The 16542-nt window shown below is 64.7% G+C and carries 11 protein-coding genes; 7 read left to right on the top strand and 4 right to left on the bottom strand.

Annotation, left to right across the window (positions count from 1 at the left end):
- Positions 1–52: 52 nt before the first annotated feature.
- Entirely contained in the window at positions 53–3439 is a 3387-nt protein-coding gene (carB, locus tag K7G81_RS05935) for a carbamoyl-phosphate synthase large subunit (protein ID WP_223029819.1), read from the bottom strand.
- A 382-nt stretch (positions 3440–3821) separates the two neighbouring features.
- The gene (gene carA, locus K7G81_RS05930) at positions 3822–4985 is read right to left on the bottom strand and encodes a glutamine-hydrolyzing carbamoyl-phosphate synthase small subunit (protein ID WP_223029818.1); all 1164 of its coding nucleotides are present in this window, start codon (positions 4983–4985) and stop codon (positions 3822–3824) included.
- 137 nt (positions 4986–5122) lie between these two features.
- Between carA and K7G81_RS05925 the strand changes: the two genes are divergently transcribed.
- From K7G81_RS05925 to rpoD, 3 genes are read left to right on the top strand one after another with little or no spacing between them, the layout of a single operon-like run.
- The gene (locus K7G81_RS05925; RefSeq protein ID WP_223029817.1) at positions 5123–5575 is read left to right on the top strand and encodes a GatB/YqeY domain-containing protein; all 453 of its coding nucleotides are present in this window, start codon (positions 5123–5125) and stop codon (positions 5573–5575) included.
- A 57-nt stretch (positions 5576–5632) separates the two neighbouring features.
- On the top strand, positions 5633–7504 hold the full coding sequence (gene dnaG / locus K7G81_RS05920; RefSeq protein WP_223029816.1) for a DNA primase: 1872 nt from the start codon (positions 5633–5635) through the stop codon (positions 7502–7504).
- A 9-nt stretch (positions 7505–7513) separates the two neighbouring features.
- On the top strand, positions 7514–9556 hold the full coding sequence (gene rpoD / locus K7G81_RS05915; RefSeq protein ID WP_223029815.1) for an RNA polymerase sigma factor RpoD: 2043 nt from the start codon (positions 7514–7516) through the stop codon (positions 9554–9556).
- 43 nt (positions 9557–9599) lie between these two features.
- Here the strand turns inward: rpoD and K7G81_RS05910 are convergent, their stop codons facing one another.
- Positions 9600–11303, bottom strand: coding sequence for a M28 family peptidase (locus K7G81_RS05910; protein WP_223029814.1), 1704 nt, complete (start codon positions 11301–11303; stop codon positions 9600–9602).
- Positions 11304–11725: 422 nt separating this feature from the next.
- Between K7G81_RS05910 and K7G81_RS05905 the strand changes: the two genes are divergently transcribed.
- From K7G81_RS05905 to K7G81_RS05890, 4 genes are all read left to right on the top strand, one after another.
- Complete coding sequence (locus K7G81_RS05905) at positions 11726–12622, top strand: nitrogen regulation protein NR(II) (RefSeq protein ID WP_223029813.1); 897 nt, start codon at positions 11726–11728, stop codon at positions 12620–12622.
- Positions 12623–12750: 128 nt separating this feature from the next.
- Positions 12751–13404: a DUF6975 family protein gene (locus tag K7G81_RS05900; protein ID WP_223029812.1), complete on the top strand. Its 654-nt coding sequence runs from the start codon at positions 12751–12753 to the stop codon at positions 13402–13404.
- A gap of 70 nt (positions 13405–13474) precedes the next feature.
- Positions 13475–14329 carry an AAA family ATPase gene (locus K7G81_RS05895; protein ID WP_223029811.1) on the top strand — a complete coding sequence of 285 codons (855 nt, stop codon included), beginning with the start codon at positions 13475–13477 and terminating at the stop codon, positions 14327–14329.
- A 99-nt stretch (positions 14330–14428) separates the two neighbouring features.
- On the top strand, positions 14429–15028 hold the full coding sequence (locus K7G81_RS05890) for a CHAP domain-containing protein (protein WP_223029810.1): 600 nt from the start codon (positions 14429–14431) through the stop codon (positions 15026–15028).
- A gap of 18 nt (positions 15029–15046) precedes the next feature.
- Here K7G81_RS05890 and K7G81_RS05885 read toward each other — a convergent pair whose 3' ends face one another.
- Positions 15047–16453 carry a methyl-accepting chemotaxis protein gene (locus K7G81_RS05885; protein ID WP_223029809.1) on the bottom strand — a complete coding sequence of 469 codons (1407 nt, stop codon included), beginning with the start codon at positions 16451–16453 and terminating at the stop codon, positions 15047–15049.
- Positions 16454–16542 lie beyond the last annotated feature (89 nt).

The raw sequence follows: 16542 nt of genomic DNA, 5'->3' as shown, positions 1-16542 counted from the left end.
CATCAGACGGCCCAGCCGGGTCCGCCCGCACGTTCGTCTCTCGATAAGGGGATCAATTGTGCGATTGCGAATAATAGGACTGCAACGGGCGCACTTCAAGGCTCTCGGTGCTTAACGCGCGGATTGCCTTGGCCGCCTCGACACTTGCCGAGGCGGTGGTGAAGTACGGAATCTTCTGCGTGACCGCCACGGCACGAATCGGCTGCGAGTCCTTCAACGACTGCCACCCCTCGGTGGTGTTGAAGATCAGATCGACACCGCCGTCCTTGATCCGGTCGACGATGTGCGGCCGGCCCTGCGCGACCTTGTTGACGCGCTCGACGGCGACTCCCTGTCGTTCGAGATAATCAGCCGTGCCGCCGGTCGCGACGATCGTGAAACCGTGCTCCGCCAGCAGCTTCACCGCCGACACGATATGCGGCTTGTCAGTATCCTTGACGCTGACGAACAGCGTCCCCGCTTGCGGCAGAACGACACCGGCGCCGAGTTGTGCCTTGGCAAAGGCGATCGAGAAATCGCGATCGATTCCCATAACTTCGCCAGTGGACTTCATTTCCGGTGACAATACCGGATCAACGCCGGCGAACCGCCCCCAGGGGAATACCGCCTCCTTCACCGCGACGTAATCGATGCTGCGGTCTATCCTTCCCAGATTGGCGAGTTTCTCGCCGGCCATGACGCGCGCGGCGATCTTGGCGATGGGCGCGCCGATCGCCTTGGCGACGAACGGCACGGTGCGACTGGCGCGCGGGTTGACCTCGATCAGATAGACCGCGCCATCCTTCACCGCGAACTGGATGTTCATCAGTCCCTTGACCTTCAGCGCGCGGGCCAGCGCATCGGCTTGGCGTTCGATCTCGGCGATGATCTCGGCGGAAAGGCTGTAGGGCGGGATCGAGCAGGCGCTGTCGCCCGAATGGACGCCGGCTTCCTCGATATGCTGTAGCACGCCGGCGACCACCACGTCGGTGCCGTCGGCGATCGCATCGACATCGACCTCGATCGCATCGCGGAGGTATTGGTCGATCAGAACCGGCGCGTCACCAGAGACTTGCACCGCGGTCTGGATATATTCCTCGAGCTGGGCGCGGCCGTCGACGATTTCCATCGCGCGGCCGCCGAGCACGTAGCTCGGGCGCATCAGCACCGGATAGCCGATGCGTTCGGCGACCGCGATAGCCTCCTCGCGGCTGCGCGCGATGCCGTTGGCAGGTTGCTTGAGGCCGAGCTTATTGACCAAGGCTGCAAAGCGCTCGCGGTCCTCGGCGAGGTCGATCGCGTCTGGCGAAGTGCCGAGGATGGGAATCCCTTCCGCCTCCAGCGCACGCGCGAGGTTGAGCGGGGTCTGGCCGCCGAACTGGACGATCACGCCGACCAGCGTCCCCTTCGACTGCTCGACATGCAGGATTTCCAGCACGTCCTCGGCGGTCAGCGGCTCGAAATAGAGGCGATCGGAGGTGTCATAATCGGTGCTCACCGTCTCCGGGTTGCAATTGACCATGATCGTTTCGAAGCCGGCATCCTCGAGCGCGAAACAGGCGTGGCAGCAGCAATAGTCGAACTCGATCCCCTGCCCGATCCGGTTCGGGCCGCCGCCGAGGATGACGATCTTTTTCCGGTCGGAGGGCGCCGCCTCGTTCTCGGGCTCGCCAAAACTGGGCGCCTCGTAGGTCGAATACATATAGGGCGTCTTGGCCTCGAACTCGGCCGCGCAGGTATCGATGCGCTTGAACACCGGGCGCACGCCGAGCTTGTGGCGCAGCGCACGTACCTCGTCCTCGGTGACGCCGCCGGTCATCGCCTTGACCGTCTCGTGGATCAGCCCCGAGCCGCGCGCGATGCCGCGTTCGTTGCCGGCCAGATTGGCTGATTTCAACGCGAGATAGGCGAGCCGTTTGTCGCTGAACCCCATCGCCTTTAGGCGACGCATGCCCGCGGCATCACGCGGCAGGCCGTGGCGGCACACCTCTTCCTCGGCATGAACAATCTCGGAGATGCGTTCGAGGAACCAGGGATCGTATTTGGCGATGGCGTGGACCTCGGCGACGGTGAAGCCCTCGCGCAGCGCCTGCGCCGCGACGAGCAGCCGGTCGGGCGTCGCCTTGGCCAGCGCCGCCTCGATCTGCGCGCGCGGTGCGCCGACCAGCGCATCCACTGTGTTGAAGCCGGACAGCCCCGTCTCCAGCCCGCGCAGCGCCTTTTGCAGCGATTCGTGGATGTTGCGACCGATCGCCATCACCTCACCGACCGACTTCATCGCGGTCGACAGCACTGGCTCGGCGCCCTTGAACTTCTCGAAGGCGAAGCGCGGGATCTTGGTGACGACGTAATCGATCGTCGGCTCGAACGACGCCGGGGTGACGCCGGTGATGTCGTTCTCGATCTCGTCGAGCGTATAGCCGACCGCCAGCTTGGCGGCGACCTTGGCGATCGGGAAGCCGGTGGCCTTCGACGCCAGCGCCGAGGAGCGTGACACGCGCGGGTTCATCTCGATGACGACCAGCCGGCCGTCCTTCGGATTGACCGCGAACTGCACGTTCGAACCGCCTGTTTCGACACCGATTTCGCGCAGCACGGCTAGCGATGCGTTGCGCATCACCTGATATTCCTTGTCGGTCAGCGTCAGCGCGGGCGCGACAGTGATCGAATCGCCGGTGTGGACGCCCATCGGATCGATATTCTCGATCGCGCAGATGATGATGCAATTGTCCGCGCGGTCGCGGACCACCTCCATCTCATATTCCTTCCAGCCGAGCAGCGACTCGTCGATCAGGATCTGGCCGACCGGCGACGCCTCGATGCCGGTGCGGGCGTAATGTTCGAATTCCTCGCGGTTATAGGCGACGCCACCGCCGGTGCCGCCCAATGTGAAGGCCGGGCGGATGATCGCCGGCAGCCCGATCTCGTCGAGCAACTCGAGCGCGCGGGCGACGCCGGTGACGCGGTCATAGCCGGTAATATTGCCCGCGGCGTCCCTGATCTCCGGCGCGGCGGCGATCGATGCGCGGGGACTTTCGAGGCCGATCTTGTCCATCGCGGCGCGGAATTTCTCGCGGTCCTCGGCCTTGTCGATCGCATCGGCATCGGCACCGATCATCTGCACGCCGAACTTCTTCAGCGTGCCGTCGCGGAACAGCGCCAGCGCGGTGTTGAGCGCAGTCTGCCCGCCCATCGTCGGGAGCACGGCGTCGGGGCGTTCTTTTTCAATGATCTTGGCGACGATTTCGGGCGTGATCGGCTCGACATAGGTCGCATCCGCAAGCTCGGGATCGGTCATGATCGTCGCCGGGTTCGAATTGACCAGGACGATGCGATAGCCCTCTTCCTTCAGAGCCTTGATCGCCTGCGTGCCCGAATAATCGAACTCGCACGCCTGCCCGATGATGATCGGCCCCGCGCCGATGACGAGAATGGAGGAGATGTCGGTGCGTTTGGGCATTAGTTCGTCGTCCGAGTAAGCGTGACATAAATTGGCGTGACGTAAGAACTTAGGCAGTTGAACATCGCGCTATCGACGTCATGGGCCGGGATTGCGATCTTTGTCATTTCATTCACGTCCGTGGTATTCATGTTGGTTTCCGACTTCCACGAGCGAACCTGGCATTTATTTGCGATCTGAACGACATAATCGGTGGTCGTTCGCAGCTCAGGAGCCGGATCAGTCTTTCCCTTGAAAGCCTCTTGGTCCCAACCTGTTGGGCGAGTGTATTGCAAAATGAATAGATCGTGCGATCCGCGCGTCTGCTGGATGAGCCAGCCAATTGAAAACGTAATGAATACAACCGCCGCTCCGGCCGAGAACGGCCTGAGCCACGGCCACCTCACCGCAACATCCCCACGAACCGCTCGAACAGATAGAAGCTGTCCTGCGGGCCCGGGCTGGCCTCGGGGTGGTATTGGACGCTGAACGCGGGGGCGTCGGTGAGTTCGAGGCCGGCGTTCGAGCCGTCGAACAGCGAGACGTGGGTCTCGCGCGCGTTGGCCGGCAGGCTGTCGCGCTCGACCGCGAAACCGTGATTCATGCTGGTGATCTCGACCGCACCGTCGGCGAGGCGCTTGACCGGATGGTTGGCGCCGCGATGGCCCTGGAACATCTTGGTCGTCCGCGCCCCCACCGCCAGCCCGAGCAACTGGTGGCCGAGGCAGATGCCGAACAGCGGCTTGCCGGTCTCCAGGAGCTTGCGGATCACCGGCACCGCATAGTCGGCGGTCGCGGCGGGGTCGCCGGGGCCGTTCGACAGGAAGAAACCGTCGGGGGCGAGCGCCATAATCTGCTCGAAGGTGGCGGTGGCGGGGACGACCGAGACCTTGGCGCCGGCCTTGACCAGGTTGCGGAAGATGTTGCGCTTGCTGCCGTAATCGATCGCGACGACGTGGGGGCGACCATCCTCGCGGCCTTCCTCGCCGTAGCCGAAGCCGAGCCGCCAGATGCCCCCTTCCCAGCCGTAATCCATCTCGGTCGAGACGACCTTGGCGAGGTCCATGCCCTCGAGGCCGGGCCAGTCGCGCGCCATCTGGAGCAGCAGGTCGATGTCGAATGTGCCATCCGCCGAATGCGCGATCGCGCCGTTGGGCGCACCGCCCATCCTTATCCGCCGCGTCAGCGCTCGCGTGTCGATCCCGGCCAGGCCGATCCGCGCGTGCGCCTTCATCCAAGCGTCAAGCCGTTCGACGCTGCGGAAGTTGCTGGGCTCGGTCACGTCCTCGCGCACGATCATGCCGAGCGCGTGGGGCGCATCCGCCTCGAAATCTTCCGCATTGGTGCCGACATTGCCGATATGCGGGAAGGTGAAGGTGATGATCTGCCCGGCGAACGAGGGATCGGTCATGATTTCCTGATAGCCGGTCATCGCTGTGTGGAAGCACACCTCGCCGACCGCCCGCCCCTCGGCGCCGAAGCCGCGGCCCCAGGCGATCGTGCCGTCGGCCAGAACCAATACCCCCGTCGCTCCGGTTGGCGCAGGCGAAGGGTTGGCGTCGGCCATGGCGGCGGGCACTCCGAGGTTAAGGTTGGCGATGTCGCTAAGGCTCACCCGCTAGGCGCGGCGGGGGGCTGCGTCAATCTGTTAATGTTACCGCGATGGCGCTAACGGGGCGGTTTACTCCTTCGAGGACCGACGAGATGATTCGCGATGACATCAAGGCTGCGCTGGTGACCGCCATGAAGAGCGGCGACAAGGAAACCACCGCGACGATCCGCCTGATCCAGTCTGCGATCAAGAACCGCGATATCGAGGCGCGCACCCAGTCGCCGGTCGCCGACGACGATGCGCTGGTCGTCGAGGTGCTGCAGAAGATGGTCAAGCAGCGCCGCGAATCGATCGAGCTCTACGAAAAAGGCGGCCGCCAGGAACTCGCCGACGCCGAAGCCAAGGAAGTCGCGGTGATCGAGCGATTCCTCCCCGCGCAGATGAGCGAGGACGAGACCAAGGCCGCGATCGAGGCCATCAAGTCGGAAACGGGCGCCTCGGGCATGAAGGACATGGGGCGCGTGATGGCCGAACTGAAAGCGCGCCACGGCACCCAGCTCGACATGTCGAAGGCCAGCGGGCTGGTGAAAGCGGCGCTTTCCTGAGCCCTTCGACGTTGCGATTCCGCCGCCGATCCGGCATAAGGTTAGAATCGTGGCGCCATGAGCCTTTCGCCTCAATTCCTCGACGAGCTTCGGGCGCGGACCCTGTTGTCCGCGCTGGTCGGCAAGTCGGTGAAGCTTCTCAAGGCGGGGCGCGAGTTCAAGGGCTGCTGCCCCTTCCATAATGAAAAGACGCCGAGCTTCTACGTCAACGACGACAAGGCGTTTTACCATTGTTTCGGCTGCGGCGCGCATGGCGATGCGATCCGCTGGATGACCGACCAGCGCGGCCTGCCCTTCATCGACGCGGTGAAGGAACTGGCACAGGTGGCGGGGATGGAAATGCCCGCCCCCGATCCCCGCGCCGCCGAGCGGGCCGAGCGCTCCAAGGGGTTGCACGAAGCGTGCGCCGATGCCGCCGAGTGGTTCGTTCAGCAATTGAACGGAATCGCAGGTGCCGAAGCGCGCGAGGTGCTCGAACGGCGCGGGATCTCCATAGCGACCGCCAAGACGTTCGCGCTCGGCTTCGCGCCGGACGCACGCGGCAAGCTCAAGGCCGCGCTCAAGGATTATGGCGATCCACTGCTGGTCGAAGCCGGGCTGTTGATCCAGGTCGAGGACAAGGAGCCATATGATCGGTTCAGGGGCCGGCTTATGATCCCGATCCGCGATCCGCGCGGGCGGGTGATCGCGTTCGGCGGGCGGATCATCGGCGATGGCGAGCCGAAATACCTCAATTCGCCCGAGACGCCGCTGTTCGACAAGGGCCGCACGCTCTACAATCTCGATCGTGCCGCCGCCGCGAGCCGCAAGACTGGCCGCATCCTCGTCGTCGAAGGCTATTTGGACGTGATCGCGCTGGCGCAGGCCGGTATCGAGGAAGCCGTCGCCCCGCTCGGCACCGCGCTGACCGAGGGACAGCTGGAGCGGCTGTGGCGGCTTTCCGACGTGCCGATCCTGTGCTTCGATGGCGATGCGGCGGGCCAGAAGGCCGCGATCCGCGCCGCCGGGCGCGCGCTACCGATGTTGGCGCCCGGTCGCAGTCTCGCATTCGTCACGCTGCCCGACGGGCTCGATCCCGACGATCTCGTCCGCCAGCGTGGGGCTCCGGCGTTTGAGGCGCTGTTGCGCGACGCGCAGCCGCTCGCCGACCGGCTGTGGGCGCATGAGCTCGCCGCCGAACCGCTGGACACACCCGAACAGCGCGCCGGTCTGCGCCAGCGGCTCACCGAGCGCGCCGAGGCGATCGAGGACCGCAACGTCCGCCACGAATATCTCGCCGAGTTCCGCCGGCGCTTCGACGAACAGTTCGCAGCCCCGCGCCGGCAGTTCAGCGGTGGCTCCCGCCCCTTCCAGCCCGGTCAACGGCGAAGCGGGAAGTGGGTGCCGCCCCTGCCGCCGGTTACCGCCGAAGCGAAGGCGTTCCGCGCGGCGGGCATCGATCCGGTGCTCGCCAAGGCAGTGCTCGCCGGGCTGATCCGGCATCCGGCGGAAATCGCCCGGCATGTCGAGGTGCTCGGCTCACTGCGCATGGCCGGCGGTGCGCTCGGACGGCTGTTCGAGGCGGTGGTCGATCTCGCGCTAGAAGAACAGGCGCTTGATAGTGGGAGCGTGCTTACCATATTGGCACGGTCCGGATTTGACTCGGTGGCCAGCGATTTGCTGAGGGCCGACACCCTGCCCTTCTCGTTCACGCAGAAAACCGCCGACGCATCGCGCGCCGCGGCGGATCTGAACGAGGCGATCGCGGTGCTGATTGCAGGTCCGGAGGTGGATCAGGCTTTGGCCGAAGCGACCGCGACATTGCAGGCCGAGGCAACCGAGGAAGCCTTTGCCCGGCAAAACGCGTTGGTGCGTGAGCAGGCGGCATTGCGCCATCGGCTTGCAAATCTGGTCCTTGCGGACGAAGACGACGAAATTCTTGATGCTTGAGGGCAATTGATGGCGAAGACTAATGGCAGCGGTGGTGATGACACGGCCACGGAAGTGGGTGATGCGCCGCTGATCGATCTCAACGATGCGTCGATCAAGAAGCTGTTCGCGAAAGCGAAGAAGCGCGGTTATCTGACCTATGACGAGCTCAACGAGGCATTGCCGCAGGATCAGATGACCTCGGATCAGCTCGAGGACGTGATGTCCGCGATCAACGAGATGGGCATCAACATCGTCGAGAACGAGGAAGCCGGCGAAGACGGCGAATCGGACAATAACGACGAGGACGACAACGAACCGGTCGATGCCGGTGACGGCTCGCCGACGCCGCCCGAAGTGCCGAAGAAGAAGGAAACCGTCGATCGCACCGACGATCCGGTGCGCATGTACCTGCGCGAGATGGGCGCCGTCGAGTTGCTCAGCCGCGAGGGCGAGATTGCGATCGCCAAGCGCATCGAGGCCGGCCGCGACACGATGATCTTCGGCCTATGCGAAAGCCCGATCACCTTCAACGCGATCATCGATTGGTCGAACGCGCTCAACGAGGGCGAGATGCAGCTGCGCGAGATCCTCGATCTCGAAGCGATGCTGACCAAGGATCCGGCGCCGGAAAGCCTTTCGGACGACGAGGACGAAGAGGGCAGCGGCGAGATTTCGGAAAAGACCGCGGGCCCGTCTTTCAAGGAAGACGATGAGGTCGAAGAGGAATCGGCCGACGAAGACGAAGAGGATTCGATGACCGAGCGGCGCGCCAAGCGCCCGTCCGACGACGATGATGAGGACAACACCCTGTCGCTCGCGCAGATGGAGGAGACGCTCAAGCCGCAAGCGCTCGAGAAGTTCGCCAACATCACCGCGATCTACAAGAAATTCTCGAAGATGCAGGGCCAGCGGCTCGACGCGATGGCGGCGGGCAATGAACTGTCCGGCGCCGAGGAGCGCAAGTATCAGAAGCTCCGCGAAGACCTGACCGCCGAGGTCGAGAGCGTTCAGTTCCACCAGGCGAAGATCGAATATCTCGTCGACCAGTTGTACAGCTTCAACCGGCGGCTGACCGCGCTGGGCGGGCAAATGCTGCGCCTTGCCGAGCGTCACAAGGTCAACCGCAAGGATTTCCTCGACCGCTATATCGGCTCCGAGCTCGACGAGACCTGGCTCGACACCGTCAAAGGCCTCGACAAGAAATGGGCGGCGTTCGCGGCAAGCGAAGCCTCGGCCGTCGACCGCATCCGCACCGAAATCGCCGAGATTTCGCAGCAGACCGGCATGGCGCTCACCGAGTTCCGCCGCATCGTCAACATGGTCCAGAAGGGCGAGCGCGAGGCGCGGATTGCCAAGAAGGAAATGGTCGAAGCGAACCTGCGGCTGGTGATCTCGATCGCCAAGAAATACACCAATCGCGGGCTGCAATTCCTCGATCTGATTCAGGAAGGCAATATCGGCCTGATGAAGGCGGTGGATAAGTTCGAATATCGCCGCGGCTACAAATTCTCGACCTATGCGACCTGGTGGATCCGTCAGGCGATCACCCGCTCGATCGCCGATCAGGCGCGCACCATCCGCATCCCGGTGCACATGATCGAGACGATCAACAAGCTGGTCCGCACCAGCCGCCAGTTCCTTCACGAGCAGGGCCGCGAGCCGACGCCGGAGGAGATGGCCGAGCGCCTGTCGATGCCGCTCGAGAAGGTGCGCAAGGTGATGAAGATCGCCAAGGAGCCGATCTCTCTCGAAACGCCGATCGGCGACGAGGAAGACAGCCACCTCGGCGATTTCATCGAGGACAAGAACGCCGTGATCCCGGTCGATGCCGCGATCCAGGCGAACCTCAAGGAAACGGTGACGCGGGTGTTGGCGTCGCTCACCCCGCGCGAGGAACGTGTGCTGCGCATGCGCTTCGGTATCGGCATGAACACCGATCACACGCTCGAGGAAGTGGGCCAGCAGTTCAGCGTGACGCGCGAACGTATCCGCCAGATCGAAGCCAAGGCACTGCGCAAGCTCAAGCATCCGAGCCGCAGCCGCAAAATGCGCTCCTTCCTCGATCAATGAGCCTTGCCGAGCCGGGAGCGCCGAGCGCGTTCCCGGCTGCGGCCTAGCTAAAGCTACTATAGGTCGCGACGCTCGCAGCGACGGGATCGAGCCGGATCCACAAGGCGATGCCGATCGCCAGCACCAACATCGCTGCCCCGACAACGACCACGCGCCGCCGCTCGACCGTCGGCATCAGTGGCACCGCGAGCACGGCGGCGATCGCCAGCGGCAGCGCGGCGATCATCGGAATGAACGGGCCGACCGCCTCGACCAGCAGGAAGCCCATCGCCAGCATGTAGCCGATGCCGAGCATGGCTGCGGCGACCGCGAGCGATCTACCCACAGTCTCGTTCGCCCGGCGCATCGCCGCAAGTCCCGCACCGCCAAGCAGCAACGGCACGACGATCGGATAGGCCGCGGTCGGCGCCATCGCCTGCGCGACCGCGCCCAGGATCAGCAGCGGCACCGCCGCCCCGACCGAGGTGCCGATACGATCGTGATCCGCGATGAGCAGTGCCCAGGCCACCACAAACACGCCGAGGCAAATCAGCAGGATCTGCCATTCGAGCCGCGGGATCGCGGCCAGCCGGTCGTAATAATTCACCGGCCCGTCCGCGCCTGACACGAGGTTGGCGCCATAGAGCAACGCTGCGCCGCCAATGATGAGCGCAAGCGTCATCACCGCGCCCCGCGCCGCTGCGCCGAGTGTCGCATGCCGCCAACCCGCGAGCGCGTAGAGCCCGGTTGCAGCACCAATCAGCACCCAGCCGACCCAGACCGGGTAAGCGACCAGCACCAGCCCAAAGGCGTCGAAGAACACCAGATCGGAGGCATGCCCCGGCAAGTTCGGCGCTTTAAGCAATCCGCGCGTGAGATCGAGCACCTGCCGGCCCATGTCCTGCAATGCGCCCCGATCGAGCGCTGCCGGCACCGCGCTCGGCGAATGATATTGCGACGGACGCCCGATAAACGCGAAATTGAACCCGAAGAAGCCGTGCGCCTTGGCGACGGTAAGGTCGGTATCGTTGGGCAAGTGCTTGTAGACGAACACGCTGAGCGAAGTCGCTACCGGCCGGTCGACGTTCCGCTCGAACAGCCGCATCATCGCGCCGTTGTCCGCCCCGGTTTCGAACATGCTCGCGCGTCCGCCGCCGCCGCGCGTCTCCATGTTGACGATAACCCCGACGTGGCGGCTCAACGGATTGCTGGTGAAAAACGCCCTGGCCCCGTCGAGCTCGAGTTCCTCGCCGTCGGTGATGAGCACGATGAGGTCGCGATCTCCCTGGCCCGAGGCCGCGATTGCTCGCGCGGTTTCGAGCGCCGAAGCGACGCCGGCGCTGTCGTCGGCAGCCGCAGGCGATCCGGCGACGCTGTCGTAATGCGCCATCAGCATCACCGCCGGCAGTGCCGAATTGCGACCGGGGCGAAGCGCGACGATGTCGACGATTGGGGGTAGCGGCGCGCTCGCGCCATTCTGCTTGTGAAACGCCTTGGCGCCCTTGGCGCTGACGGCCGAGCGCGTCGTCGTCACGGTGAATCCCGACCGCGTCAGCCGCCGAACCAGATAATGCCGCACGCGCTCGTGCTCGGCGCTGCCCGCCGGGTGCGGCGCATGGCCGATCGCGCGAATATCCAACATCGCGCGCGCCGCCGAGAACGCAGTCGCGGGCGCCGACGCCGACGCCGGGCGTGGCGGCGTCGTGCCGATGATTGCCAGTATCGCCGCGCCGACCAGCGCGACCAACAACGCTCCCCAATGCCGCATGCGATTTCCTCCCCGTATGCGGCGCAGCCTGCCGCTATAAGAGGCGGCGCGCAAGCTGCCACGCCATACCGCTACAACGAAATGGCCCCGACGAGAGAGGACCAGTCTCTTGCCGGGGCCGGGGTGCTCTCCGCTGGACCATGGGAGAGACCGGATTGCGGAGGCGGCTTGGGGATTCTCGTACCTCCGACTTGCAGGGAAAGGTTTAGCGCGCCAACCCTTGCGATAGGCCTTCGTGTCGCCAATGCTCGATTACGCATTCCATGCGCCGCATCCACAACTGCTGCGACACTGACGCTGGTTAATTAATCCGGATCGGTTGTTTTCTCGCAAGGATCGCGACCGGCCTGTCGCCGCACTCGCCTCCAAATCGGTTCCAGCATCTGTTGAGGCGGCGGAGTCACCAAGCGCACACCCCATGTATGACAGAGCATCTTCACCCCGCCGCCGGCGACGCCCAGACGGTCACCGCTTCCGCCCTCGTCCGGCAATTCGGCCTGTGGCAGGAACGCGCCGCCCGCGCGCCCGTCTATATCCTTCATCGCGGCCGCGCGCGCCTTGCCCTCACCTCGGTCGAATTGATGGAAGCGATGTGCGCACCATCCCGCCCTGAAGAGGATATCGGCGACACGCTGCTCGATACGATCGGCGACATCGTCGTCATCGTCGACGCTGCACTCGCGATCGCCCGCACCAGCGCGGCGGCAAGGCAATATTTCAGCATCGGCAACGATACGGGCATCCCGCTGGCGCAATTGGCACCGGGACCGGCCACCGACTTCCTCGTCGAAACCGCCGCACGCGTTATTGCCCGGGGTGCTGCCGAAACGATCGAAATCGTTTCGTCACGCCGGTCGAACCGCCTTTTGTCAATGACGATTCAGCCTTGGGCGAGGGGTGCCGCCCTGTTCGCCCATGACGTAACGCTGGAGGAAGAACGAAAGGATGCCACGAGCCACGTTCGCGCGCTCGATCAGGCGCTCGCCGCCGTAGAGGACGCCGCTGCCGCGCGGATCAACCTGCGCGGTTATCTCGAATCGCCAACGCCCTCGCTCGCCGCGCTCACGGGCATCGCCGTGGAAACGCTGGCCAGCGTGCGCTTCGTCACGCTGTTCGAGGTCGGTTCGCGCGTCGCCGTTGCCGAGGCGATCGAAGCGGTGATCGCAGACGGCGCGCCGCGCGGCGTATCAGCAATGATGCCGGTGAACCGGGCCGGCAGCCGCCCGGTGCGCATCGGCCTCAGCCTGCTGCGGCGCGGAGTCGCGCCCAATGGCGTAGCGGCGATTCTGGTCGGCGACGACCCCGCCGAGAACGGTTGAAACGGACTTAACCGCATCTTCACCACGTCTTTACGTGCTTCGGTATAGAAAAGCGCCGACAAGCCGGAGGACCGGTGGCGATCGCCGCCCGATCCATTGGAGCAGAGCGAAGAAAGATGGCGTTCGGCATGGCACAAGCCTCGCATCTCGACGGCAATCTGGGCACGATCGCAGCCCTCGTCGCGGCCGACGGCAGCGGCGCGCACCCTGTTGCGCGCGCGCTGGCCGAGTCGAGCGCGTCGATCCGCGACGTTGCTGATGCGATCCACGCTTTGTGCATGCTCCATGGCCGCCATCCCGGCGCGATTGACCACGCCATAGCATCGAATGACGATGACGTCGCGGAAGCCTGGCTTGCCGAGGCCGCCCAGGCCTTCACCGTCGAGCGCGGCTATCTGGCGCAGCTCACCGCCGCCGCCGGCCCGCTACCCTCAACCCCCGGCCAAGCCGAAACCGAAGCCGCAATCTTGGCGCAACGGCACGCTTTGGAGATGCTTGCCCAATCCGCTCGCACCGGCTGCGCGATCGGCGCCTCCATCGCGCTCGTGCTCGACTGGCGCGCGATCCGCACGATGCTTGATGCCGCGGCGCTTCGCTTCGGCGTTCTCCCCGCCTGGCTCGGCTTGCCGCTCGACGCCGACACCATGTCGCTGGTCGCGGCGCTCTCCACGTCGCCAGGTATCGAACGGGCAATGACCTTCGGCGCGCAGCAGGTGCTCGCCCAGCACCGTGCGCTATGGGATCTGCTCGACGCGCGCCGCAGCGCCCGAGACGATCAGTAACGCATCGCTTGCGCGACGGGGCTCGATAGCCCTATGTCCAAACCCGATATTCGAAACGATCGGGATGGGTATGCAGCGGTTCGAAGGCACGCCAAACTATGTCGCTACCGATGATCTCAAGGTCGCGGTCAACGCCGCCGTCACGCTCCGCCGCCCGTTGCTGGTCAAGGGCGAACCCGGCACCGGCAAGACGGTGCTGGCGCAGGAAATCGCCGACGCGGTCGGCGCACCGCTGATCGAATGGAACGTCAAGTCGACCACCAAGGCGCATCAGGGCCTGTATGAATATGATGCCGTCGCCCGGCTGCGCGACGGCCAGCTCGGCGATCCGCGCGTCCACGACATTTCCAACTATATCCGCCGCGGCAAGCTCTGGGAGGCGTTCACCGCGCCCGAGACCCCGGTGCTGCTGATCGACGAGATCGACAAGGCCGATATCGAATTCCCCAACGATCTCCTGCAGGAGCTCGATCGGATGGAATTCCACGTCTACGAAACCGGCGAAACGATCCGCGCTGCCGAGCGCCCGATCGTCGTCATCACCTCGAATAACGAGAAGGAATTGCCCGACGCCTTCCTGCGCCGCTGCTTCTTCCATTACATCAAGTTCCCCGATCGCGAGACGATGCAGGCAATCGTCGACGTCCACTTCCCCGGCATCCAGAAGCTGCTCGTCTCCCGCGCAATGGACATCTTCTATGACATTCGAGAGGTGCCCGGTCTCAAGAAGAAGCCCTCGACCAGCGAGTTGATCGACTGGCTGAAACTGCTTCTTCACGAGGACATGCCGCTCGACGTTCTGCAGAATCGCGACCCATCCAAGGCTATCCCGCCGCTGCACGGCGCCCTTCTCAAGAACGAGCAGGACGTCATGCTGTTCGAACGGCTTGCCTTCATGGCGCGGCGGCTAAGCGGCAAGAATTGACCGTTCTTACGGCACGGTTCGGCAATTTTTGGCCGGATTAATCGAAATTAACCATGTTCGCTAACCACTTCGTGACGCGCGCGCGGCAAGGTGCGGGGCATGAAGTTCCCCCCGCTTCATATCGCGCTTGCCGCGCTGGCTGCCGCAGTGACGCCGATACCGGTGAGCGCGGCATCTCTGCTCGATTATGTCGGGCAATGCGTGCCCTTCGCGCGAGCCGCCTCGGGCATCCAGATCTATGGCGATGCTTGGACATGGTGGGGCCAGGCCAAGGATCGATATCAGCGCGGCCACGAACCGCGTGTCGGCGCGGTGATCGTCTTCGCCAAGACCAGCCGATTGCCGCTCGGCCATGTCGGCGTGATCAGCCGCATTGTCGACAAGCGGGTCGCGCTCATCACCCAGGCCAATTGGTCGAAAATCGATGGCGAGCGCGGCCATGCCGAGCAGGACGTTACCTTGTTCGACGTTTCGAAGAATAACGACTGGAGCGAAGTCCGCGTCTGGTACAAGGACATGGACGGGCTCGGCAGCTCGACCTACCCGATCTATGGCTTCATCTATGGTACGCCGGCAAAAGATGCGCCCGATGCGGTTGCGAAAGCGCACGCCGCCCCTGAACTCACGGGCCGCAACCCGGATTATGTCGGCGCGCTGATCGATGCGTATGCGCCGAGCTGGCACGATCCCAACGGCTGAATTGCTGGTGGCGGCCGATCAGGCGGCGCCGTCGATATAGGCAAGCTCGAAATTCCCCCAGCGCCGCCCGCGGAAATGCAGCGGGACGAACACGCTCTTGACCGCGCGATAGGTTTCGTCGCCGAGTTCCTGCCGATAGGTGTAGAGCGAGAAGGTTTCGCGCCCGAGCGCGGCGCGGGTCGGCGCGTCCATCAGATTACGCAGGTTGCGGCAATTGGCCTGGTTCCACTCGGTGTCGTCCGGTCGCTGCGGCTGGCTGAATTCGGTGCAATGCGTGGGTAGCCAGCCATTCATGTCGACGATTGCGGCAGCGATGATCTTCCGGTCCGTGGCCGCCACGCGATCGATGATCGGCCGTACAAGCCGGTCAGCCGCCGTGACGAACCGCGTCGTGAACTGCTCGGGATTGCTGCCTTCGATCAGCCGGTAGTCGCGGTCGAACACGATGTCCGCGCTCACCTCGCCCCCCGCGATCGCGGCGTCGATGGCCTCGCGAACGTCGGTCATTCCCTCGATCGCCAGCCGCACGAACCGGCTGTCGGGCGTTTCCGCCCCGCTGTGCGCCACGATATCGAGAACCTCGTTCGAGCGTTCCTCGAGACCATCAAGCCGATCGCGCGCGCTCGCGAGCCGTACGGTCGCCTCGCCGGCAATCCGCGTGAAGCTGGCCAGCCCGCCGCGCACTTCACCGAGCCCCGCGCGCATCGAAGCGGCGCGCCCGGCGATGCTGTCGGTCTTGTCGTCGAGCCGACCGACCAGTTCGACGACATCCCCGATCGCGCACTGGATCATCTCGACTCGGTCGCGCGCCGCCTCACCGCGCGCAACGCCGGTGGCGATTTCCGCGCCGATGCCTTGCGCCTCACCGTTCAGCGATGCGACCGTTCCGGCAATTTCCGCGGTCGCCCGGTGCGTGTCGGTGGCAAGTTTCTTCACCTCGGCTGCGACGACCGCGAAGCCGCGTCCGGCGTCCCCTGCCCGCGCCGCTTCGATCGTCGCGTTGAGCGCCAACAGGTGGGTCTGCGCCGCGATCCCTTCGATGGTCTGCGATACGGTCCGCACGCGCTGCAACGCCTCGGCCAGCGCGGCCATCCGCGGTCCGAGCGCCAGCACGGTTTCGGTAAGGTCACCGAATACCGTAATCGCGCCGCGGATCACGTCGTTGCTCTGCGCAAGTTCGGCCTTGGCGCGCGCCGCGAAATTGTGCGCATCGGCCGTTGCTTCGGCCACCTCGTTCTGATCGGCAAGGACGTCGGCTGACGAAGCCTCGATCGCGCGCAGCAACTCGGTCTGTCGTGCGATCTGCTCGCTCGCGCTGGCGACGAATCCGGCAACGTCGCTGCATTCGACGGCGAATCGACCGCATGCCTCGGCAATTGCCGGAATGCTGTCCGCCGGATGGCTGACCGTTGCTTCGAACCCCATAGCGACCCCTCGCCCTGTTCCCCGCATGTCTAATCTCAATTGGTTAACGAGCCGTACGCCGCAGCAATTCGCACCTGTTCGCCCGCGCC

It is taken from the genome of Hephaestia mangrovi, from assembly GCF_019880555.1.
In the GTDB taxonomy this organism is placed as follows: domain Bacteria; phylum Pseudomonadota; class Alphaproteobacteria; order Sphingomonadales; family Sphingomonadaceae; genus Sphingomonas; species Sphingomonas mangrovi.
The sequence above is the reverse complement of the archived record's forward strand: the minus strand, read 5'-3'. Positions and strand labels throughout refer to the sequence as shown.

Bases quoted from the DNA above. Each gene is read 5' to 3' on its own strand.
- K7G81_RS05905 (WP_223029813.1), top strand. From the start codon at position 11,726: ATGACAGAGCATCTTCACCCCGCCGCCGGCGACGCCCAGACGGTCACC.
- rpoD (WP_223029815.1), top strand. From the start codon at position 7,514: ATGGCGAAGACTAATGGCAGCGGTGGTGATGACACGGCCACGGAAGTG.
- K7G81_RS05925 (WP_223029817.1), top strand. From the start codon at position 5,123: ATGATTCGCGATGACATCAAGGCTGCGCTGGTGACCGCCATGAAGAGC.
- K7G81_RS05895 (WP_223029811.1), top strand. From the start codon at position 13,475: ATGCAGCGGTTCGAAGGCACGCCAAACTATGTCGCTACCGATGATCTC.
- K7G81_RS05885 (WP_223029809.1), bottom strand. From the start codon at position 16,453: ATGGGGTTCGAAGCAACGGTCAGCCATCCGGCGGACAGCATTCCGGCA.
- K7G81_RS05890 (WP_223029810.1), top strand. From the start codon at position 14,429: ATGAAGTTCCCCCCGCTTCATATCGCGCTTGCCGCGCTGGCTGCCGCA.
- dnaG (WP_223029816.1), top strand. From the start codon at position 5,633: ATGAGCCTTTCGCCTCAATTCCTCGACGAGCTTCGGGCGCGGACCCTG.
- K7G81_RS05900 (WP_223029812.1), top strand. From the start codon at position 12,751: ATGGCACAAGCCTCGCATCTCGACGGCAATCTGGGCACGATCGCAGCC.
- carB (WP_223029819.1), bottom strand. From the start codon at position 3,439: ATGCCCAAACGCACCGACATCTCCTCCATTCTCGTCATCGGCGCGGGG.
- carA (WP_223029818.1), bottom strand. From the start codon at position 4,985: ATGGCCGACGCCAACCCTTCGCCTGCGCCAACCGGAGCGACGGGGGTA.
- K7G81_RS05910 (WP_223029814.1), bottom strand. From the start codon at position 11,303: ATGCGGCATTGGGGAGCGTTGTTGGTCGCGCTGGTCGGCGCGGCGATA.